At 40.4% G+C, this 22,774-nt stretch carries 20 protein-coding genes; 7 read left to right on the top strand and 13 right to left on the bottom strand.

The genetic code is table 11. The features are described from left to right. Positions 1-29 precede the first annotated feature (29 nt). The 5 genes from FNY66_RS08075 to FNY66_RS08055 form a co-directional block, all read right to left on the bottom strand. On the bottom strand, positions 30-905 hold the full coding sequence (locus tag FNY66_RS08075; protein ID WP_087149879.1) for a DUF3881 family protein: 876 nt from the start codon (positions 903-905) through the stop codon (positions 30-32). A gap of 36 nt (positions 906-941) precedes the next feature. Further along, positions 942-2,228: a serine--tRNA ligase gene (gene serS, locus FNY66_RS08070; RefSeq protein WP_087149878.1), complete on the bottom strand. Its 1,287-nt coding sequence runs from the start codon at positions 2,226-2,228 to the stop codon at positions 942-944. Between the two features lie 22 nt (positions 2,229-2,250). After that, positions 2,251-2,778 (bottom strand): DUF4446 family protein, encoded by a 528-nt coding sequence (locus FNY66_RS08065; protein WP_087149877.1) that lies wholly within the window; start codon positions 2,776-2,778, stop codon positions 2,251-2,253. A gap of 71 nt (positions 2,779-2,849) precedes the next feature. Then, positions 2,850-3,767 (bottom strand): ParB/RepB/Spo0J family partition protein, encoded by a 918-nt coding sequence (locus FNY66_RS08060; protein ID WP_150310796.1) that lies wholly within the window; start codon positions 3,765-3,767, stop codon positions 2,850-2,852. A gap of 2 nt (positions 3,768-3,769) precedes the next feature. Then, positions 3,770-4,537, bottom strand: a complete 768-nt coding sequence (locus FNY66_RS08055; RefSeq protein WP_087149875.1) for a ParA family protein — start codon at positions 4,535-4,537, stop codon at positions 3,770-3,772. A 265-nt stretch (positions 4,538-4,802) separates the two neighbouring features. On the opposite strand from FNY66_RS08055, the gene FNY66_RS08050 reads away from it, so the two are divergent. Beyond that, on the top strand, positions 4,803-5,774 hold the full coding sequence (locus FNY66_RS08050; RefSeq protein WP_408631285.1) for an alpha/beta hydrolase: 972 nt from the start codon (positions 4,803-4,805) through the stop codon (positions 5,772-5,774). 166 nt (positions 5,775-5,940) lie between these two features. On the opposite strand, the gene rsmG is transcribed toward FNY66_RS08050, so the two are convergent. From rsmG to rpmH, 8 genes are all read right to left on the bottom strand, one after another. Continuing rightward, positions 5,941-6,654: a 16S rRNA (guanine(527)-N(7))-methyltransferase RsmG gene (gene rsmG, locus FNY66_RS08045; protein WP_150310795.1), complete on the bottom strand. Its 714-nt coding sequence runs from the start codon at positions 6,652-6,654 to the stop codon at positions 5,941-5,943. A 99-nt stretch (positions 6,655-6,753) separates the two neighbouring features. Next, positions 6,754-8,640: a tRNA uridine-5-carboxymethylaminomethyl(34) synthesis enzyme MnmG gene (gene mnmG / locus FNY66_RS08040; protein WP_150310794.1), complete on the bottom strand. Its 1,887-nt coding sequence runs from the start codon at positions 8,638-8,640 to the stop codon at positions 6,754-6,756. After that, a complete protein-coding gene (gene mnmE, locus FNY66_RS08035; RefSeq protein ID WP_150310793.1) occupies positions 8,606-9,976 on the bottom strand; it encodes a tRNA uridine-5-carboxymethylaminomethyl(34) synthesis GTPase MnmE in 1,371 nt (456 codons plus the stop codon). Before mnmE ends, mnmG begins: the two co-directional genes overlap by 35 nt. 120 nt (positions 9,977-10,096) lie before the next feature. After that, complete coding sequence (jag, locus tag FNY66_RS08030) at positions 10,097-10,993, bottom strand: RNA-binding cell elongation regulator Jag/EloR (protein WP_150310809.1); 897 nt, start codon at positions 10,991-10,993, stop codon at positions 10,097-10,099. 64 nt (positions 10,994-11,057) lie between these two features. Next, the gene (locus FNY66_RS08025) at positions 11,058-12,398 is read right to left on the bottom strand and encodes a YidC/Oxa1 family membrane protein insertase (RefSeq protein WP_150310792.1); all 1,341 of its coding nucleotides are present in this window, start codon (positions 12,396-12,398) and stop codon (positions 11,058-11,060) included. A gap of 12 nt (positions 12,399-12,410) precedes the next feature. Beyond that, on the bottom strand, positions 12,411-12,623 hold the full coding sequence (yidD, locus tag FNY66_RS08020) for a membrane protein insertion efficiency factor YidD (RefSeq protein WP_205131081.1): 213 nt from the start codon (positions 12,621-12,623) through the stop codon (positions 12,411-12,413). 20 nt (positions 12,624-12,643) lie between these two features. After that, a complete protein-coding gene (gene rnpA, locus FNY66_RS08015; RefSeq protein ID WP_150310790.1) occupies positions 12,644-12,997 on the bottom strand; it encodes a ribonuclease P protein component in 354 nt (117 codons plus the stop codon). Between the two features lie 59 nt (positions 12,998-13,056). Next, on the bottom strand, positions 13,057-13,191 hold the full coding sequence (gene rpmH, locus FNY66_RS08010; protein ID WP_004847680.1) for a 50S ribosomal protein L34: 135 nt from the start codon (positions 13,189-13,191) through the stop codon (positions 13,057-13,059). 431 nt (positions 13,192-13,622) lie between these two features. On the opposite strand from rpmH, the gene dnaA reads away from it, so the two are divergent. The 6 genes from dnaA to gyrA all read left to right on the top strand — a co-directional run bounded on the left by dnaA (position 13,623) and on the right by gyrA (position 22,567). Further along, the gene (gene dnaA / locus FNY66_RS08005) at positions 13,623-14,993 is read left to right on the top strand and encodes a chromosomal replication initiator protein DnaA (protein WP_150310789.1); all 1,371 of its coding nucleotides are present in this window, start codon (positions 13,623-13,625) and stop codon (positions 14,991-14,993) included. A 339-nt stretch (positions 14,994-15,332) separates the two neighbouring features. After that, positions 15,333-16,442 (top strand): DNA polymerase III subunit beta, encoded by a 1,110-nt coding sequence (gene dnaN, locus FNY66_RS08000; protein WP_087149867.1) that lies wholly within the window; start codon positions 15,333-15,335, stop codon positions 16,440-16,442. A 13-nt stretch (positions 16,443-16,455) separates the two neighbouring features. Beyond that, a complete protein-coding gene (locus FNY66_RS07995; RefSeq protein ID WP_087149866.1) occupies positions 16,456-16,668 on the top strand; it encodes an RNA-binding S4 domain-containing protein in 213 nt (70 codons plus the stop codon). An 88-nt stretch (positions 16,669-16,756) separates the two neighbouring features. After that, the gene (gene recF, locus FNY66_RS07990; RefSeq protein ID WP_150310788.1) at positions 16,757-17,845 is read left to right on the top strand and encodes a DNA replication/repair protein RecF; all 1,089 of its coding nucleotides are present in this window, start codon (positions 16,757-16,759) and stop codon (positions 17,843-17,845) included. 11 nt (positions 17,846-17,856) lie between these two features. Then, positions 17,857-19,794, top strand: coding sequence for a DNA topoisomerase (ATP-hydrolyzing) subunit B (gene gyrB / locus FNY66_RS07985; protein ID WP_150310787.1), 1,938 nt, complete (start codon positions 17,857-17,859; stop codon positions 19,792-19,794). A gap of 265 nt (positions 19,795-20,059) precedes the next feature. Continuing rightward, a complete protein-coding gene (gene gyrA / locus FNY66_RS07980; protein WP_087149863.1) occupies positions 20,060-22,567 on the top strand; it encodes a DNA gyrase subunit A in 2,508 nt (835 codons plus the stop codon). The last annotated feature ends 207 nt before the right edge of the window (positions 22,568-22,774 follow it).

Here is a 22,774-nt window from a genome sequence, read left to right as displayed (position 1 = left end):
ATATTTCTTTGTATTTCTCAACAACTTTATCAGAAATTAATATACCCCTGCAGCCAGATCGTACCTTTGTATCTCCGTCCGATTTCCGGCTCTCCCATTACTGACTCTGTCGGTACACAGACATCAAACTGCAGTTCATTTACATTCAGCTTCATCTGGTACACTTCTACTCCGGTCAATGTATTTTTCCTCTTTCTGACAGCCAGAATTTCACCCATGATTGAATATAAATCACATTCTATTCCATACGGCATAAAATACGTATCAACAATGGAGAATACATCTTCATTTACAAGTCTTCGTGACACCTGAGAATAAGTATCAATATCGTCCAGTGTCAAGGTTTCTATCGCTGTCTGATCTCCGTTTCTCGCGGCATTCAGAAGCATCTTTCTGTTATCAGAAGCTTCTCGTTCGCTCTTGAGACGACTTTCATCTTTTATCACCGGAAGCAATATAGTACCTGAAAGAGATAATCCTGAGAGCGTCACTGAAGTCGTCAGATTATCTACAAACCCTGCCTGACGCTCTCTCATATACTCAATTCCATTCTGCAGTGTAAATATCAGGCTGATCCCGATTCTGGAATCCTCGCACATTCCGACATACTGTTCTTTTTCTATCTTGCGTTCTACTGCAATTTCTGAATAAGTACTAATTCCGCTTCCCTGGAAATATGGAAAATAATATGCCGGTTCAAAGACATCATTTTCATCCAGCTCTCCACACAGAGATATTCCCATACACTGTCCATAGTCCTTTCTGACCTCACAAAAGTCTTCGCCGGGACGATAGGATACGATTGTCTGATGATTAAAATTCTCCTGTACATCATCAAGTATGCTGATAAGATCATTTCTTGCCCGGATATTATTGAATCCGATTGCTTTTAGATATTGATGCATTTGCTTTTTATCTACCTCATATTCTTCTGCCCCAGACTATTTTTTCGGAATGATCTTTTCATTCCCGCCCATATACGGTCTCAGCACCTCCGGAATGCGTACAGAGCCGTCTGCCTGAAGATTATTTTCAAGGAATGCAATAAGCATTCTTGGCGGTGCGACTACCGTATTATTTAATGTGTGAGCAAAATAATTTCCGTTTTCTCCTTTGACACGGATTCCGAGTCTTCTTGCCTGAGCATCACCTAAATTTGAGCAGCTTCCTACCTCAAAGTATTTTTTCTGACGCGGAGACCATGCCTCGACATCGACAGATTTTACTTTAAGATCCGCAAGATCTCCTGAACAGCATTCCAATGTACGTACCGGAATATCCATCGAGCGGAACAGATCTACAGTATTTTTCCATAATTTATCATACCACTCCATACTTTCTTCCGGTTTACATACAACGATCATCTCTTGTTTTTCAAACTGATGAATTCTGTATACACCTCGTTCTTCTATACCATGCGCGCCTTTTTCTTTTCTGAAACATGGTGAATAGCTTGTCAGTGTCTGAGGAAGCTGATCTTCAGTAAGCTGTGTATTGATGAATTTTCCGATCATGGAGTGCTCACTTGTACCGATCAGATAAAGATCTTCTCCTTCGATCTTGTACATCATAGCGTCCATCTCTGCAAAACTCATAACGCCTGTTACTACATTACTTCTGATCATAAATGGCGGCACGCAGTACGTAAATCCTCTTCCGATCATAAAATCACGGGCATACGCAATAACTGCTGAATGAAGTCTTGCAATATCTCCCATCAGATAATAGAATCCGTTTCCTGCAACTTTTCTGGCACTGTCAAGATCGATTCCTTCAAATGATTCCATAATATCAGTGTGATATGGTATCTCAAAATCGGGTACGACAGGGTCACCGAATCTCTCAAGCTCAACATTCTCACTGTCATCTTTTCCAATCGGAACAGACGGATCAATGATATTCGGAATTGTCATCATGATCTTTTTGATCTTCTCTTCTACTTCTTTTTCCTCGACTGAAAGTTCATCGATTCTTCCTGCGCTCTCGGATACTTTCTTTTTTAATGCCTCTGCTTCATCAAATTTTTTCTGTGCCATCATAGCACCGATCTGTTTTGAAGCTTTGTTCTTCTCAGCACGAAGTGCCTCCACTTCCTGCTTAATCTCTCTGTTTCTCTGGTCAAGTTCGATTACTTCATCCACCAAAGGAAGCTTTTCATCCTGAAATTTATTCTTGATATTTTGCTTTACAATATCCGGATTTGTTCTTAAAAATTTGATGTCTAACATATTGTTTGTCCTCTCATTCTTCTTATTCTTTCATATCTTTTATATCATATTCTTCCTGATAGATTGCTTTTTCCAGGCATTGCTGCTCTTCTTCTGAAAGTTCGATATAACTTTCACCTTTTACGATTTCTTTAATATAGGTATAACAACCTTCTCTGCTGTGCATGGCATTGAAAATCCATCCATTGTCATTCTCATCCAGCATAGTAAGTGCAAAGCTTAAGTTTCCACCCATTTCGTGAAATGCATCGTACTTTACGATTCCTACTTTCTGGTAATGACTTTCCATTTTTTTAGAGATTCCTTTTATTTTCTCTTCATTTTCTCTTACAAGTTCTGATATTTCTTCCAGTTCTGCAAATTTTTTAAAGATGCTTTTTTCAAGATTTTTTCCATTTCTCCCTTTCATAAACGTCGAGTAGCTTTTCTGCAAACGCTTATATTTATTATATAATATAACAAGAAGAACAATCAAAACTATCTGTAATATAAATACAACTATAAACAAATAAAAAGGGTCAATCCCAAGACTCCCCAGTATTCCATTCATCTAATATACATCTCCTTTTAATCATATATCTCCCTCTTCTTCACCGTCTTTTTCCCTTTTCTTTTCTCCATTTATTTATTCTGAATAGACATTATCAGATCGTATATTCTTTCCAGTTCATCTTCTGAATAATATTCTATCTCTATTTTTCCTTTTCCATTCGCTTTTGGATTGACACTTACTTTCGTTCCAATGATATTTTTCATATGATCTGCAAGATCATTGTAGACGAACATGCGTTCTTGTTTGATTTTTTTTACTTCTTTCTTAGGATTTTTTAGTGTCTTAACCAGTTTTTCCGTCTCACGTACACTCAATTTTTCATCAAAAATCTTATTTGCAAGCATATATTGCTGTTCTTCGTCATCGATAGCAAGAAGAGCTCTTGCATGTCCTGTACTGATCATGTCATCCACGATCATTTGCTGTACACGCTCACTGAGCTTTAGGAGCCTCATAGAATTAGTAACCGCAGTTCTGCTCTTTGACACTCTTTCAGCCACTTCATCCTGCTTAAGGTTAAATTCTTCAAGGAGTCTCTTATATGCCATCGCTTCTTCTATTGGATTCAGATTTTCCCGCTGAATATTTTCGATAAGGGAGATTTCTACTATTTCCTGGTTGGTGTATTCCTTTACTATAATAGGAACTTCTTTTATACCTGCCAATTTGGCAGCTCTCCATCTTCTTTCACCTGCTATGATTTCATAATAGTCTTTCTTCTTCTGAACTATAAGAGGCTGTAAAATGCCGAATTGCTTAATAGAGTCGGCAAGTTCCATAAGGGAATCTTCATCAAAATCCTTTCTTGGCTGATCTCTATTTGGCTCTACCTCGTTAATTTTGACCAGAATTTCCCCTGTACCTGTACTTTCTTCTGCTTTTTCAGTATTTGGAGTCTGCTTTTCATCAGATGATGGTGCTTTACTGCTTTTATTAGGGATCAGGCTGTCCAGACCTTTTCCCAGTCCATTTCTCTTTACTGCCATATCTATTCTTCTCCTTTATTGATTACTTCTTCTGCTAACAGCATATAGCTTTCTGCTCCTGTAGATTTTGGATCATAGAGATTAATTGGCATACCATAACTCGGCGCCTCTGCAAGCCTGATATTTCTCGGTATTATAGTTTTGTATATATTCTGGTTCAGATTATCTTTTACATTTTCAACAACCTGAAGTGACAGATTTGTTCTTGCGTCATACATAGTGAATACGACGCCTTCTATTTCAAGATGCGGATTCAGTCTCTCTTTTACCAGTTCTATTGTATGTATTAACTGGCTCAATCCCTCAAGTGCGTAGTATTCACACTGTATAGGTACGATAACTGAATCAGCAGTAGTCATTGCATTTATTGTCAGCATGCTGAGAGCCGGCGGACAATCTATAATAATAAAATCATAATTATCTTTGACTTTATCAATTTCATTTTTAAGAATATATTCTTTATTGTCCACGCCTATTAATTCTATCTCTGCTGCAGAAAGATCAATATTAGATGGCAGCACATCTATATTTTCCAATGCATCTCTACAAATGCACTCTTCTACCCCTGCATTGCCTATAATAAGATCATAAACTGTCTTTTCAGCTTCATCCTTATCAACACCTAATCCACTAGTCATATTTCCCTGTGGATCCATATCAAGTGAAAGTACTTTTTTGCCCATACTGGCAAGGGATGAAGAAAGATTAATGGCAGTAGTTGTCTTTCCTACTCCACCCTTTTGATTGGCAATTGCAATAATTCTCCCCATGTTTGCCTCCTAATACAACTCATCATAGTAGATACTTTTATATTATATCATATTTTCATTATTATTCCATAAAATGTTTCACGTGAAACATTTCTTTTTATTGTACATTTTTCATAATTTTTCAGCACAGCAATTTACTTTTGATTTGCACACAAAAAATCTATTGCTGAAATTATAAATTTAATGTTTCACGTGAAACATTAAGAAGTGATTGCTTTACTTGACCCATGACCTGTAGTATAATAATTATAAATATTGAAAGTAGGTGATATTTTTGGGCTGGAAAAGAAAAGTTGGTTTTGTTGCTACATTCACAGGTGCTATGCTGGGAACAATGCATATTATTAATAGAGTTTTTTCCTATATTGCAACTGCAGACGATTATTTAAATAAAGATTCATATAAATACTACAATTGGAGATTCGGAAAAATTGCCTACAAAAAGAAAGGAAACGGATCTCCTATTCTTCTTGTACATAATTTTAATGTCTGTTCATCTTCTGATGAATGGAAAAATATCGAGGGAGAACTTTCAAAAACAAATACAGTATATTCTATTGATTTATTAGGCTGCGGATGTTCGGATCATCCGGCTTTAACATATACAAATTTCTTATATGTGCAGTTGATTACTGATTTTATCAAACATGTGATTGGAGAGAAAACTGATATTATTGTATCCGGCGATTCTTCGTCATTTGTACTGATGGCGAGTGCAAATGATGAAACTATCATTAATCGGATTACTATGATCAATCCTCAGAATCTTATCTCACTTGCCAAGGTACCGACTAAACGCACAAAATTAATTAAACATCTGCTCTTTACTCCTGTTATAGGCACTTTTATATACAATATGAAAATAAACAAGCGCACAATTTCACAGGATTTTAAGTCTTCCTATTATTATGACCAGAATGCTGTGAGTGAAAAAGATATTTTGACATGCTTTGAATCTTCACACAAAGACAGAGGACGTTCAAAATATCTCTACGCATGTCAGAAATCAAGATATACAAATGCAAATATATTATTCTGTCTCAGTAAATTAAACAACAGCATATTTATTATTATTGGAAATGGAAATCCTGAAAACACACTTTCCGCAAGTCAATACCAGAATCAATTACCTTCTATAGAAATAGTTGGAATAGATAATACAAAACAACTTCCCCATGTGGAAAAACCTGATGAATTTATAGAACAAATCAGAATACTATTTTCAGATGAAGAATAAAATTCGAGATTTATTAAAGAAATAACATCATTGCACAAATTAGGAATACAGTGAAATAAAAACAGGCATCAAAAAAGAAGATACTGCGTAATAAATGCAGTATCTTCTTTTTTCTGTCGGATCCAGACAACAATACTGTTTTCTTAGTATTATTGAACTTATACAGTTAAAGCGGTTCCTTCGAAGGAACTCCTGCTTTCCTCGGATATTTTTGCGGTGTGTTCTTATCTTTTTCAATAACTACGAGTGCTCTTCCCATATCAGACCCCGGAAGCATAAACTTATCAATTTTACTGATTTTTCCTCCCAATATAGAAATTGCTTTTTCAGACTGGTAAATTTCTTCATCTGAATCTGCACTTTTATACGAAACAAAGCATCCGCCTTTTTTGACAAACGGGATGCAATATTCTCCTAGTGTGGATAAGTTTGCTACTGCCCTGGATACGCACATATCAAACTGTTCTCTATACTCTGCTTTTTTAGCATAATCTTCTGCTCTTCCGTGCAATGTCTCTACATTATCCAAATTAAGTTTTTCCACAACTTCATTCAAAAATTTAATTCTTTTATTAAGAGAATCAAGAAGAACTACTTTTATATGTGGAAAAGCAATCTTTATCGGAATTCCCGGAAATCCGGCTCCTGTACCTATATCGATCAGGGTAGATACATTTTTCATGTTATTAATTCTTACAATTGTAATACTATCTGTAAAATGTTTAAGATTGACTTCTTCATACGCTGTGATTCCGGTAAGATTCATCACCCGATTCCACTCGATCAGCAATTCATAATATCTGTCAAATTGCTCTTGCTGTATATCCGACAGATGAATTCCTAATGTATCCAGTTCTTTGATAAATTTGCTGTTATCCATCGATTTTATACTGATCCTTCCTTTTTACATTTTATCGCAGCAATTCAGCCATCTTCGTCCTGGCGGCTGAACTGCTTTCCTTATTCGTTTACATATTCATTATTTCAAGTGTACAAGCAGGACAGATACATCTGCCGGAGATACCCCTGATATTCTTGATGCCTGACCGATAGAAGCCGGTCTTATCTGGCTCAGTTTCTGCTTTGCTTCTATCCTCAGACTTTTAATCTGATTATAATCGATATTATCCGGAATCTTTTTATTTTCAAGTTTTTTAAACTGCTCGACCTGACGCATCTGACGCCTGATATACCCGTCATATTTGATATTTATATTTACCTGTTCTTCTACGTCATACGGAAGATCCGGTCTGTTCTCATCAATATCAGCAAGTTTATCGTAAGACAATTCCGGACGCCTGATCAGTTCTGCGAGTGTAGTTCCTGAATTAAGAGGTGTGCTCCCGTAAGATTTCAGGACTTCCTGTACTTTCTCAGAAGTTCCGATATTAGTATGATTAACTCTGTCTGTTTCTCTCTCGATCATCTGCTCCTTTTTTAAAAGTCTCTGATATCTTTCCTCGTCAATGAGTCCGACTTCATAGCCGATCTTTGTAAGACGCAGATCAGCATTATCCTGACGCAGGAGAAGGCGATATTCAGCCCTCGACGTCATCATCCGGTAAGGTTCATGGCTCTCTTTCGTCACAAGGTCATCGATCAGAACTCCTATATAGCCCTGTGAGCGGTCGATTATAATGCCATCCTTTCCCTGCAGTTTTCTGGCAGCATTGATTCCCGCGATCAATCCCTGTGCGGCTGCCTCCTCATACCCCGAACTTCCGTTAAACTGGCCTCCGCTGAACAAGCCCTCTACCGATTTAAATTCAAGTGTAGACTTTAACTGCCGTGCGTCGATACAGTCATATTCGATAGCGTAAGCATTTCTCACGATCTTTGCATGTTCGAGACCGGGTACGCTGCGGTACATTGCATACTGTACATCTTCAGGCAATGAACTTGACATTCCGCCTACATACATTTCTGTCGTGTGTATGCCTTCCGGTTCAATGAATACCTGATGCCTGTCTTTATCAGGGAATTTCACTACTTTATCCTCAATGGAGGGACAGTATCTCGGTCCTGTTCCCTCTATCGCTCCGGAGAACAACGGAGACCGGTCAAGATTACTGCGAATAATCTCATGCGTCTTCTCATTCGTATATGTGAGCCAGCAGGATACCTGGTCGATCTGCACATCTTCCGGATCAGTCGTAAAAGAAAACGGCACAACTCTTTCGTCACCTTTTTGTTCCTCCATCTTGCTGAAATCTATAGAATTTCTGTCTATTCTGGCAGGAGTACCGGTCTTGAAGCGATACATCCTGATTCCAAGAGACTTCAGGCTGTCTGTCAGATAATTAGCGCTCTGCAGACCATTCGGTCCTGTATAAGTACTCACATCTCCATAAATACATCTCGCTTTAAGATATGTTCCCGTACATAGGATAACAGCTCTGCAGCGATACACAGCACCCGAATAAGTCTGTACCCCTGTCACTCTGCCGTCTTCAGTCAGTATATCTGTCACCTCCATCTGACGGATATCAAGCCGTTCCTGATTTTCCAGTACCTGACGCATCGCTCTGCTGTAATCTGCTTTATCAGCCTGGGCACGAAGCGAATGTACGGCCGGTCCTTTTGATTTATTGAGCATTTTTGACTGGATAAATGTACGGTCTATCACCTTTCCCATTTCACCGCCAAGTGCATCCACCTCTCTTACGAGATGTCCTTTTGAACTTCCACCTATATTGGGGTTGCATGGCATAAGTGCAATACTGTCCACACTTACGGTAAACATGACTGTCCGAAATCCAAGCCTTGCCGTGGCAAGTGCTGCTTCACACCCTGCATGTCCTGCACCGATTACCGCTACATCATATTCATCTTTATTTTCCCATACAGAATTTGCTGAATATTTCATTGATCAAATCTTCTCCTACTGATTCTCCTGTTATGCTGCCGAGAGACTCATATGCATCCATAAGGTCGATGGAATAGAAATCTTCCGGCATGCCGTCCTCTATGCTCTGAATTACTTTTTTCATACTTTCCAAAGCCTGCTCGAGAGCATTTTTCTGCCTTACATTTGTTATATATATCTGATCATTAAATGAAATGTCTCCCTTTAAAAACATTTCTTTGATCTTATCCTCAAACTCTCTGATTCCCTGTTCTTCCTTGGCCGATACAGATATGACCGGAATATTTCCTGCCCTTTCTTTCATTTGCTCTGCCGATATCACTGTATCAAGATCCGACTTATTCAGAAGGATGATCGTATTTTTATCCTGTATAAGTCTCATGATCTTCTCATCATTTTCATCAAGCTCTTTCGACGCGTCTGCTACATAGATAATGAGATCTGCATTTTGAGCATACTCCAGTGCCCGGTCCACACCTATTTTTTCGACCACATCATCCGTCCTGCGTATTCCAGCCGTGTCGATCACATTCAGACTTACTTCCCCCAGCCTGATCTGTTCTTCCAGAATATCTCTTGTCGTTCCTTCTATATCTGTGACTATGGCCCGTTCGTGTCCGGAGAGCACATTCAGAAGGGATGATTTTCCGGCATTCGGCTTCCCGACTATGACAGTATTGATTCCTTCTTTCATCACCCTTCCGTTATCTGCAGAACGTATGAGAGCTTCCAGCTCCTCCGTAATCTCCTCCGCCACTCTTTTTAATGTATCTCCGTATCCGTCCACACTGATATGTTCCGGATCATCCAAAGCAGTCTCAATAAAAGCTGTGTGGTATATTATTTTATTTCTTATATCATTAATTTTATTTTTTATATTTCCTTTTAATTGACTTATAGAACTTTGGAGGGCATATTCACTTTCTGAGTTTATCACATCGATAACCGCCTCCGCCTGGGATAGATCCATCTTCCCGTTTAAAAATGCCCTTTTTGTAAATTCTCCCGGTTCTGCAGCCCGGGCTCCGTTTTTCAGAACAGTCTCCAGAACACGTTTTACTACGAATGTTCCTCCATGGCAGTTTATCTCTATTGTATCCTCTCCCGTAAATGTTCTCGGAGCTCTCATTACCATTACAAGCACTTCATCTATTATCTCCGGACCGTCAATTATATGTCCATAATGGATCGTATGACTCTGGGCCTCTGTTATCCTGTCTTTTCCTCTGTATACCTTTTCAGCAATATCAAACGCTTCTGCTCCGCTGATCCTGACGATCCCTATACCTGAATTTGTCATTCCCGTCGATATTGCAGCAATCGTATCACTCTTCATATAATCTCCTATCTACCGAAAGTCAAGACTTCGATCTGGATTGCGCTTTGCGCAATCATTATACCATATCCGTAAAAAAGGAAAAAGGACGTTTTAAACGCCCTTTTCTTGTTTTCCCTATTATCGTTTCAATGTCACTACGACTTTTCTGTAAGGTTCCTCTCCCTCACTGTGAGTCGTCACATAAGGATCTGACTGAAGTGCTGAGTGGATGATTCTTCTCTCGTAAGGATTCATCGGCTCAAGTGCAACAGGTCTTCTGTTTCTCTTTACTTTATGAGCGATATTTTTTGCAAGATGTTTTAATGTCTCTTCTCTTCTCGCCCTGTAGTTTTCTGTGTCAAGTTTTACTCTGACATATCCGTCCTGATGCTTATTTGCAACTCTGTTAGCCAGATACTGAAGAGCATCAAGTGTCTGTCCTCTCTTGCCGATCAGGATACCCATGTGTTCACCTTTCATGTCAACACAGAGAGCTCCGTCCTCGTCGATCGATGAAGCGATCTCCACTTCCATATTCATTGCCTTCAATGTATCCTTGACAAATTCCTCTACGGCTTTGATCGTCTGTTCTTCTACTTTTGCAAGTTCCTGCTTTTCTTTCACAGGCGCTTCACTTTCAGGTGCTTCAGCAGCCTGCTCTTTTACGGTGTTTTCTTTCACCGTTTTTTCCTTTGCAGGTTTCTCTTTCTTTTCCTGTGAAGAGAACTTTTCTTTCTTCTCTCTTCTTTCCTTTTTCTCTTTCTTTGGCTGGATCTGTTCCTTCTTCTCGTTTTCTTTATCTAATGAGAAGGACATTTCTTCTTTAATGATCTCTCTGATGTCCGGTTCCGGCTCTTCTTCTTCTTTTCTCCACGCCTCTATCACAGCCTGTTTCATACCGATTCCAAGGAATCCGGCACTTCCTTTTTCTATTACTTCATACTCAAGTTTATCACTGGTAACTCCGAGCTGGATCAATGCTTCTGTGATCGCGTCGTCCAATGTCTTTGCTGATACTCTGATACTACCTTTCATCCCGATTCCTACCTTTCTCATATGCAGCCCGTCTTCGTTTCACGGTCTGCTCTGGAATAGATAACTATTTCTTCTTCTTTTTATCTTTTGCCTTATCAGCCTTATCCTCAGTATCTTCAGGAGCTTTTTCTTCTGTCTTCTGACCGCTGTTATATCTGCTTACAAGATAAGCCTTTGATGTAAGACTTCCCGGTTTTGCATTCTTTGCGGACTCCTGAGCCTGTCTGATCTTCTCTTCCTTTGCCGGATCAGCAAGCTCTTTTCCTGACTTCGAAGAAGTTCCCACATTTCTTGTACTCTTCGTCGCCATCTTGTTGATTTCTTCTGCAGAAGTTCCTTTTTTCTCCCTCTTCTTCTGAGCCTTCTTGCGGTTCTCTTCGATCATATCTTCCACGCTCTTGCTCTTGAGATACTTATTAACCGCCAACTGCTGTACGCTTCGTACCGCTGCACTGGCCACCCAGTAAAGACCAAGACCTGCCGGAAGTGTGAAACCGAACACAACAGAGATCAGTGGCATCGTATATGTCATAGTCTTCATGGAATTCATCATCGGGTTGTCCGAATCCTGTGAAGATGTTGTTGTGTTCATCTGGGAAAGCTTCACACTGATAAACTGTGTCAGACCTGCCAGTATCGGAATGATGACTGCAAGGATAACTCCCACTACAGCTCCCGCCGCAAGCGCATCTTTAAGCAGTTCCCACGGATGAGATCCGATATCGATGCCGAGGAAATTGTTGAGGTGTCCCACTTCCCGAAGCGTCTCTCTCGCCGTATTCTCTACACCCGGCATCTTGTCGATCAGCGCTTCCCATGTACTGTTCTGGAACTTATACAGAGCCGTCATAATTCCGTCTGCCGTAGAGAAATCATACAGAGAAGCCGATGAACCTGCCACTTCTGTCAGTATATCCTTATATCCTGCTACAGCCTGTATCTTCTCGACAAGCGGTTCATATACATTTCTTACCTTTGTTACATATTCGGGAATGTTCTGAACTACAGGATACAGACCGAACAGGATTACGATCTGCATCAATGACGGGAGACATCCGCTGGACATCTTTACACCATATTTTTCATATACCTGATTTGTCTCTTCCATCTGCTTCTGCTGTGAGACCTGATCCTTTTTTCCGGCATATTTCTTCTGGATCTTCTGGATCTCAGGGTTCATCACAGCAGTCATTTTCGAAAATTTCTGCTGCTTGATCGTAAGCGGAAGGAGTATTGTGTATACAATGATCGTAAATATGATGATACTTACACCAATATTTTCGATCCCGATCGCGCTCATTACATTGTAGATTCCATTCATGACCTGACCTAAGATCCATGAAATCTGCTTTATGACCGGCCAGTCATAAATTCCTCCGCTGGCTAAAAGCCCATAAACTTCCATTACTTGTCCTCCTTAAGGTACCGGATCATATCCGCCTTTTGAAAATGGATTGCAGCGCAGGATTCTCCAGACGGCAAGTGCTCCGCCTTTTAATGCACCATACTTTTCAATTGCTTCAAGTCCGTACTGTGAACACGTGGGATAATACTTACATGTACTGTATCCCTTCAGACCTGACAGATACTTTCTGTAAAAACGGATCATCCATAACAGGATTTTCTTCATCCGCGCCACTTCCTTTTTGTTCAGGACATTTCTTTGTCCTGTATATATATTTTATGAAGTTTTCCGAGGTGGATCAAAGCGCTCTCAATCTCATGATAATCTTTATCTTTTGCGCTTGTTCTTCCTATTACAACAATATCATATCCACACCGGAAATGTTCTTCCGACAGTCTGTAACTTTCTCTTACAAGCCGTGTCAGATGATGTCTGACGACACTGTTTCCTACTTTTTTACTTACCGAGATCCCAAGTCTGTTTTTATCAAGTCCGTTTTTGAGAATATACATTACAAGACAGCTGTTTGCAAGGGATCTTCCTTTTTTATAGACATTCTGGAAATCTTTATTTTTCTTTAAAGATTCAGAGAATTTCATATAAAAACCTCTTCCTTATACTTATCTCTGAATAGAAGAAAAGGCCACATATATGCGGCCTAAGCTGATAACTGTTTTCTTCCTTTTGCTCTTCTGGCAGCTAAAACTTTTCTTCCGCCCGGTGTGCTCATTCTTGCTCTGAAACCATGAACTTTAGATCTTGATCTCTTCTTTGGCTGAAATGTCATCTTCATCCCCAATACACCTCCCTTTTTCTGATACTTATAATAAAGTATTCACATGATTAACAACTTCTTTTTGCCTTATCCTAAAAAGACGCGCATTTAATTATAGAGAAAAACCCCCGATAAGTCAAGCAAAATCGGGCTAAACTGATATTTTTTGTTACAGTTTACCGTAACCTGTTTTTATCCACATTATTAACAATTGTTATTCACACTCTGGGGATAACTCTACACAATGTGGATAACCTGTGAAAAACTGCAAAATAAAGTGTTGATAAAAAATAATTTCTTTTCAGAGCCATTATATTTTGTGTATTCATGGCTGTTGATAAAGTTATACACATTATTTTTCGTTGATTCACACCCTTTTTTGATGTAAAATGTAGTAGAGAGACTCTGCCTGAAGATCTCTCTATTCTATTGATTAGGAGTTACTTTCGATGAACATTGTAGAACAGAATTGGGAACAGATATTAAATAAGATGAAGCTGGAATACTGCTCATCCAACATTTCTTATAACACCTGGATTGCGCCTCTTACAGTTTATGAGGTCACGGATGATACTGTATATATCCTCGTAAAATTAAGAGCAAGCCTTGAACATATTGAGGAGAAATATCTGCTTCCTTTTAAAGTATGTATCGCGGAAGTAACAGGTATTGAATATGAAGTTGCTTTTGTGACTGACAATCAGACTGTTATACAGGAAAAGAAAGATAATATTATAAAGAAAAACAGAGTCAACACTCTCTTTGAGAAGGCTAACTTAAATCCTAAATATACATTTGACACTTTTGTTGTGGGCAGCAATAACAATTTTGCACATGCTGCTTCTCTGGCCGTAGCCGAATCACCTGGAGAGATATATAATCCTCTTTTTATTTATGGAGGAGTCGGACTTGGAAAAACACATCTTATGCATTCCATTGCACATTTTATCCTTGAAAATGATCCGACAAAACAGGTTCTCTACGTGACCAGCGAGACATTTACCAACGAGCTGATCGACGCACTGAAAGCAGGTAAGACAGGCAGTGAGCTCGCCATGACAAAGTTCCGTGAAAAGTACAGGAACAACGACGTACTTCTTATCGATGATATTCAGTTTATTATAGGAAAAGAAAGTACGCAGGAAGAATTCTTCCACACATTTAATCATCTCCATGTATCAGGAAAGCAGATCATCATCTCAAGTGATAAGCCCCCGAAAGATATCGAGACGCTTGAGGCGAGACTCAGAACGAGATTCGAGTGGGGACTGATCGCAGACATACAGGCTCCTGATTATGAGACAAGGATGGCGATCTTAAGAAAGAAAGAAGAACTTGACGGTCTGGACCGATACCATATACCGGATGAGGTCATGCAATACATAGCAAATAATATTAAGTCAAATATCCGTGAACTTGAGGGATCTTTAAATAAACTGATCGCTCTCTCGAACCTCGAGAACAAGCCGATCGATATCTCTCTTGCCGCTGAGGCTCTGAAAGATATGATATCTCCGGACAACAACCGGCCTGTAACACCGGAGCTCATCATTGATATCGTATCAGAACATTTCAATATTCCTATATCTGAGCTTAAAGGTAAAAAGAGGAATGCTGAGATCGTACTTCCTAGACAAATCGTGATGTATCTCTGCAGAACACTGACCGATACGCCTTTAAAGGCAATCGGTGCTCTGTTAGGAGGAAAGGATCACGCTTCCGTAAATCACGGAGTCAAGAAGATTGAAAATGAGCTTAAGTCAGACGAAGCTCTCAATAACACTGTTAATATAATAAAGAAGAAAATTAATCCGATATAAACCATATAATGTGGATAACTCTGTAGACAAACTGTGGAATATGATGTGTATAACATATTTTTATTACATTCACTTTGAAAAAGCTCATAATTTATTCCCACCGTTTCCTCATTCTGTCTCATAGTGCTCCACAGAGTTATTAATACGGCAAACCCTTTATTTCAGGGGCTTTGAAGCAGTTATTAACATATTCACAGCCCCTAATAATACTAAGGCGGAATTGATATCATACCATACTGCATAATACGCGTCCGCCGGATCTTTTCCACACACCAACAAATCACCTCAGCGATATGCCGTGATGTTCACGGTCATAACGAAGAAAGGAGTTATAATCACATGAAGATCATCTGTACAAAAAGCAATCTGTCTAAAGGAGTAAGCATTGTATCTAAGGCAGTTCCATCCAAGACAACAATGCCAATCCTTGAATGTATTTTGATCGATGCATCTACGGATGTAATTAAACTGACAGCTAACGATATGGAACTGGGAATCGAGACATCCATAGACGGAGAGATCGTTGAAAGAGGTATTATAGCCCTGAATGCAAAGATATTTTCAGAGATTGTAAGAAAGCTGCCGGACAATGAAATCGTAATCGAAACACAGGGGGACAGCCAGGTCCTTATCACATGTGAAAAGGCTAAGTTTAACATTGCTGCGCAGCCGGGAGATGAATTCTCTTACCTTCCGGCGGTAGAGAAAGACGACTTTATTACGGTGTCCGAGTTCACGTTGAAGGAAGTGATCCGTCAGACAATTTTCTCTATCGCTGACAGTGATACGAACAAGATGATGACAGGTGAACTCTTTGAAATTGAGGACAATATTCTGAAAGTGGTGTCACTTGACGGACACAGGATTTCAATCCGTAAGATAGAGCTTAAAGATTCCTATTCGCCGAAGAAAGTGATCGTACCGGGCAAAACACTTCAGGAGATCAGTAAAATCATCGGAGGTGAAGCAGAGGCGGACGTGGATATCTCGTTTACTAGAAATCATATTGTGTTCGAATTTGACCGGACAGTTGTAGTGTCAAGACTGATCGAAGGAGAGTATTTCAGGATCGATCAGATGCTTTCAAGTGATTATGAGACAAAAGTAAGGATCAATAAAAGAGAACTGCTGGATTGTATCGACAGGGCAACTCTGCTCATCAAAGAGGGAGACAAGAAGCCGATCATCATTGATATCAAGGATGAATCCATGGAATTTAAGATCAAATCACAGATCGGTTCAATGGACGAAGAGATCATGTGTATCAAAGAGGGAAAAGATCTGCTTATCGGATTTAATCCCAAGTTCCTTATCGATGCCCTGCGTGTCATCGATGATGAGGAAGTGGATCTTTATTTCATGAATGCAAAGGCGCCGCTGTTTATCAAGGATGAGGAGCAGAGCTATATTTATCTGATCCTTCCTGTAAACTTTAACGCAGCAATATAGAGGAGAAAAATATATGGAGAAATTTCAGTTGAGAGCCGGAGAAGATTTTATCCGGCTCGGACAGGTTTTAAAAGCAGCCGGATTCGTGGAGTCCGGTGCGGAGGCAAAAGAGGTTATACAGGACGGTCTGGTCAGTGTGAACGGTGAGACAGAGACGAGAAGGGGAAGAAAGCTGCATAAAGGCGATATAGCGTCTTATGACGGAAGAGAGATAGAGATCGGATGATTGACTGTTACAAACTTACCCGTAAGTTTTAGTCCCATACATTGAAAAAAATATAAAAAAAGTGTAAAATAATTTAGATGGGAAAGTTATGGTAATCAAATCTTTAAAGCTGAAAAATTACAGAAATTACAATCTGTTAGATTTAAATTTTGATCCGAATACCAACATACTGTATGGTGATAATGCGCAGGGAAAAACCAATATACTGGAGGCATTATATCTGACCGGTACAACGAAATCTCACAGGGGTACTAAAGACAGAGACATCATACAGTTTGGTTATGATGAATCCCATATAGAGACAATCGTAGAAAAAAGGGGAATCTGTTTTCAGATCGATATGCACCTGAAGAAGAACAGCCCGAAAGGAATCGCTATTGATAAAGTTCCGATCAGGAAGGCAGGAGAGTTGTTTGGCATCGTACATTTTGTGTTTTTTTCTCCTGAGGACTTAAATATCATAAAAGAAGGCCCGGCGGGGAGAAGAAGATTTATCGATCTTGAATTGTCTCAGCTTGATAAAATATATCTCAGCAACCTTTCAAATTATAATCGTATCATAAATCAAAGAAATTCCTTGCTTAAAGATATATATGGACAGAAGAATCTGTTAGATACTCTCGATATATGGGATATGCAGCTTGCTGCATACGGAACCAAAATACTGGAGAGAAGAAGAGAATTTATAAAGCAGGTAAATGAAATAATTTCTGATATTCATTATAAGTTAACGGGGAAAAAAGAAAAAATCTCTATTTCCTATGAAGCGAGCAGTGGAAATGTGTCTCTGGAAGAGGCATTAAAGAGATACAGGGATAGAGACATAAGGATGAAGAGCACGACAGTGGGGCCGCACAGGGACGATATATGCTTTACTACTGACAGCAGACTGGATGTCCGCAAGTTCGGTTCGCAGGGACAGCAGAGAACAGCGGCGCTGTCATTGAAATTATCTGAGATAGAACTGGTAAAGAAAGTGATCAGGGATACCCCTGTCCTGTTACTTGACGATGTTTTGTCTGAACTGGACAAACATCGGCAAAACTATTTATTGGACAGTATTCATGATATACAGACGATAATCACATGTACCGGTCTTGATGAATTCGTAAATCACAGATTTTCGATAAACAAGATATTCCACATCAAGAACGGTCATGCAGTAAACGCAAATTAGGAGGTTATTAAATGGGTGCATCAAGTACAGAATTTGACGCTGAATACGGCGCGGATCAGATCCAGATCCTCGAAGGTCTGGAAGCCGTAAGAAAAAGACCTGGTATGTATATAGGCAGCACTTCATCGAGAGGACTTCATCATCTCGTATATGAGATCGTGGACAATTCAGTTGATGAAGCTCTGGCAGGCTACTGTGATGAAATCCAGGTAGATGTCAATAAAGACGGTTCTGTTACCGTAAGCGACAACGGAAGAGGTATTCCTGTGGGAATCAACCATAAGGCAGGGCTTCCGGCAGTGGAAGTCGTATTTACGGTCCTGCATGCCGGCGGAAAATTCGGCGGCGGAGGATACAAAGTATCCGGAGGTCTGCACGGAGTAGGTGCATCTGTTGTAAATGCCCTCTCTGAATGGCTGGAAGTTGAGATCTACCATGAAGGTCAGGTATATAAACAGCGATACGAGAGAGGTAAAGTAGTATATAAACTGAAAGTAGTGGGAACATGTGAGCCTGAACGGACAGGTACAAAGGTTACATTTTTCCCGGATGCAGAAATATTTGAAGAGACGGTATTTGACTATGATGTATTAAAGCAGCGTTTCAGGGAAATGGCATTCCTTACAAAAGGGCTCAAGATTGTATTAAGAGACTGGAGAGGGGAAGAACTCAGAGAGCATACATTCCACTACGAAGGCGGTATCAAGGAATTTGTCACATATCTGAATCGCAGCAAGACGCCGCTCTATGACCAGATCATATACTGTGAGGGCATGAAAGACGGCGTCGCAGTGGAAGTGGCCATGCAGCACAACGATTCATACAGTGACAATACGTACGGTTTTGTAAATAATATTACGACTCCTGAGGGAGGAACTCACGTAGAAGGATTCCGAAGCGCGCTGACAAAGACATTTAATGATTATGCAAGGAAAAACAAACTGTTAAAGGACAGCGAACCGAATCTTAAAGGTGAAGACATAAGAGAAGGACTTACGGCAATCATAAGTGTTAAAATCGAGAATCCGCAGTTCGAGGGACAGACAAAACAGAAGCTCGGAAACAGCGAGGCAAAGGGGGCTGTAAACAGCGTTCTTTCCAGCCAGCTTGAAATATTCCTGGAACAGAATCCGAACGTTGCAAAGATGACGATCGAGAAATCTGTTCTGGCACAGAGAGCCAGGGAAGCTGCAAGAAAAGCGAGGGATCTGACAAGAAGAAAATCAGCCCTCGACTCTACATCTCTCCCGGGAAAACTGGCAGACTGCTCCGATAAAAATCCGGAAAACTGTGAGATCTATATCGTAGAGGGAGATTCCGCCGGAGGCTCTGCAAAGACAGCCAGAGACCGTGCAACCCAGGCTATCCTTCCGCTGAGAGGAAAGATCCTTAATGTTGAGAAGGCACGCCTCGACAAAATCTACGGAAATGCTGAGATCAAGGCAATGATCACTGCTTTCGGAACAGGCATCCATGAAGATTTTGATATCAGCAAACTCAGATATCACAAGATAATAATAATGACAGATGCCGATGTAGACGGTGCTCATATCAGTACGTTATTATTGACATTCCTTTATCGTTTTATGCCAGATCTTATCAAAGAAGGATATGTATATCTGGCACAGCCGCCGCTGTATAAGCTGGAAAAGAATAAGAAAGTATGGTATGCATACAGCGATGAAGAACTGGCGCAGATCATCAGCGAGGTAGGAAGAGACAGCAACAATAAGATCCAGCGTTATAAAGGGCTGGGAGAGATGGATGCAGAACAGCTCTGGGAGACTACGATGGATCCCGAACACAGAATCCTCCTGCGTGTGACGATGGATGAAGAGACATCGTCCGAACTGGATCTGACATTTACAACCCTGATGGGAGATAAAGTAGAACCAAGACGTGAATTTATCGAAGAAAATGCTAAATATGTCAGAAACTTGGATATATAGCGATTAACAGCGACCGGCCATATGGTCACTGTGAGGCAGAAATCGAGTTTACTCAGATTTCTGCCTCAGAGGGAGCATGTGGGTTGGCATTGGAAATGCCAACCCAGTTCAAAAAACGTAGTTTTTTGAACTGGAGACCGGGAGCGGACGAAGCCAAACCGCAATTTTTTGAAGCGAAAGCCGGGAGCGGACGAAGCCGATCCGCAGTTTTTTGAACTGGAGGCCGGAAGCGGACGAAGCCAATAACTCATAAAGGAGACAAAATATGGAAGATAATATTTTTGATAAAGTTCACGAGGTCGACCTGAAAAAGACGATGGAGAATTCATACATCGACTATGCGATGAGTGTTATCGCATCCCGTGCTCTTCCAGATGTAAGAGACGGTTTAAAGCCGGTGCAGAGAAGGATCCTTTACTCAATGATAGAACTGAACAATGGTCCGGACAAACCGCATCGTAAGTGTGCACGTATTGTCGGTGATACAATGGGTAAATATCACCCGCATGGCGACAGCTCTATCTACGGAGCACTGGTAAATCTTGCTCAGGAATGGTCCACAAGATATCCTCTCGTGGATGGTCATGGAAACTTCGGCTCCGTGGACGGCGACGGCGCGGCTGCCATGCGTTATACTGAGGCGCGTCTGAGTAAGATTTCTATGGAGATGACGGCAGATATCAATAAAGATACTGTTGATTTTTCTCCCAACTTTGACGAGACGGAAAAAGAGCCGGACGTCCTTCCGGCAAGATTTCCGAACCTTCTTGTAAATGGAACATCAGGTATCGCAGTCGGTATGGCCACGAATATCCCGCCTCATAACTTAAAAGAAGTGATCAGTGCGGTGGTAAAGATCATAGATGATCAGATCGACGAGAACGGAGAGACATCGATCGAAGATATTTTAAAGATCGTAAAGGGACCTGACTTCCCGACAGGAGCTGAAATACTCGGAACAAGAGGAATCGAAGAGGCATACAGGACAGGACGCGGCAAGATCAGAGTCCGCTCGGTGACAAATATAGAGCCGATGGCAAACGGCAAGAACAGGATCATTGTCACAGAACTTCCGTATATGGTAAATAAGGCAAGACTGATCGAGAAGATCGCAGAGCTTGTAAGAGATAAAAAAATAGACGGAATTACTGATTTAAGTGATCAGTCCAGCCGTGAAGGAATGAGAATCTGTATTGAGCTGAGACGTGATGTGAATCCGAACGTTATATTGAACCAGCTTTATAAACATACACAGCTTCAGGATACATTCGGAGTAATCATGCTGGCGCTCGTAAATGGAGAGCCAAAGGTCATGAATCTTCTGGACATGCTGAAATATTATCTTCAGCATCAGGAAGATGTTGTGACACGCAGAACAAAATATGATCTAAACAAAGCAGAAGAAAGAGCTCATATTTTACAGGGATTACTGATTGCGCTTGATAATATTGACGAAGTGATCAGGATCATCCGCGGCTCAAAGACCGTTCAGATAGCGAAAGCTGAATTGATGGAGCGATTTGAACTCTCGGATGCCCAGGCTCAGGCAATCGTAGATATGCGTCTGAGAGCTCTGACAGGTCTGGAACGGGAGAAACTTGAGACAGAGTATGCGGAACTGATGAAAAAGATTGAAGAGTACAGGGCAATCCTTGCGGACCGTAAGCTGCTCCTCGGCGTCATCAAAAAGGAAATCCTTGTGATTTCCGAGAAATACGGCGATGAAAGAAGAACCCATATTGGATATGATGAGTTTGACATCTCTATGGAAGATCTTATTCCGAGAGAAAATGTTGTGATCACAGTCACAAATATGGGGTATATCAAGAGAATGAGCATGGATACCTTCAAGAGCCAGAACCGCGGCGGAAAAGGTATCAAAGGGATGCAGACTCTTGAGGATGACTTTATAAGAGAACTCTTTGTCACAACAAGCCATCACTATATCATGTTCTTTACAAATAAAGGACGCGTGTACCGCCTTAAGGCATATGAGATACCTGAAGCGGGCAGGACTGCAAGAGGAACGGCAGTCATCAATCTGCTGCAGCTTATGCCTGAGGAGAAAATTACGGCGACAATACCAATCAAAGAATACGAAGATGGCAAGTATCTTTTTATGGCGACACAGAAAGGACTTGTAAAGAAGACTCCGATCAAAGAATACATGAATGTCAGAAAGACCGGTCTTGCAGCAATTGTTCTAAGAGAAGATGATCTGTTAATAGAAGTAAAAGTGACAGACAATGATCAGGATATCCTGCTTGTTACGAAATATGGACAGTGTATCCGTTTCCATGAGACAGATGTGCGCTCAACGGGAAGAGTTTCCATGGGTGTGCGCGGTATGAATTTAAGTGATAATGATGTTGTTATCGGCATGCAGATGAGCAGCCAGGGCAAAGACCTTCTGATCGTGTCAGAAAAGGGTATGGGCAAGCGCACAAGCATGGATGAGTTCACACGGCAGAACCGTGGCGGTAAAGGCGTGAAGTGCTATAAGATCACTGAGAAGACCGGAAATGTCGTTGGTATGAAAGCTGTAGACGATGACAGCGAGATCATGATCATCAATACAGAGGGAATAGTTATCCGCATGAAGTGCGAGGATATTTCCGTATACGGAAGAATCACTTCCGGAGTGAAACTTATCAATCTGCCTGAAAATGATATCGTGGCCAGCGTGGCTAAAGTAAGAAAAGCTTCTGCTGAGATAGACGGAGAACAGGTAGAGATAAAAGATGAGACGGATGAGGAAGAATCCGGGAAATAAAGATATTCTGTTATAAATGAAATATAAAGACTGCCATATGTTGTTGGGATAAGATGATGTGATCCCGGTACAGCATATGGCAGTTCTTTTATATTATCTATATGTTGTTTGGTTTTATATCGGTTAAATTAATAGTATTGAAAAACAATCATTATTTATTGAAAAACAATAAAAATATATTGACAAATAATAATACTAAACATATAA

The organism is Mediterraneibacter catenae (genome assembly GCF_008691045.1).
Classification (GTDB): domain Bacteria; phylum Bacillota; class Clostridia; order Lachnospirales; family Lachnospiraceae; genus Mediterraneibacter; species Mediterraneibacter ornithocaccae.
The sequence above is the reverse complement of the archived record's forward strand: the minus strand, read 5'-3'. Positions and strand labels throughout refer to the sequence as shown.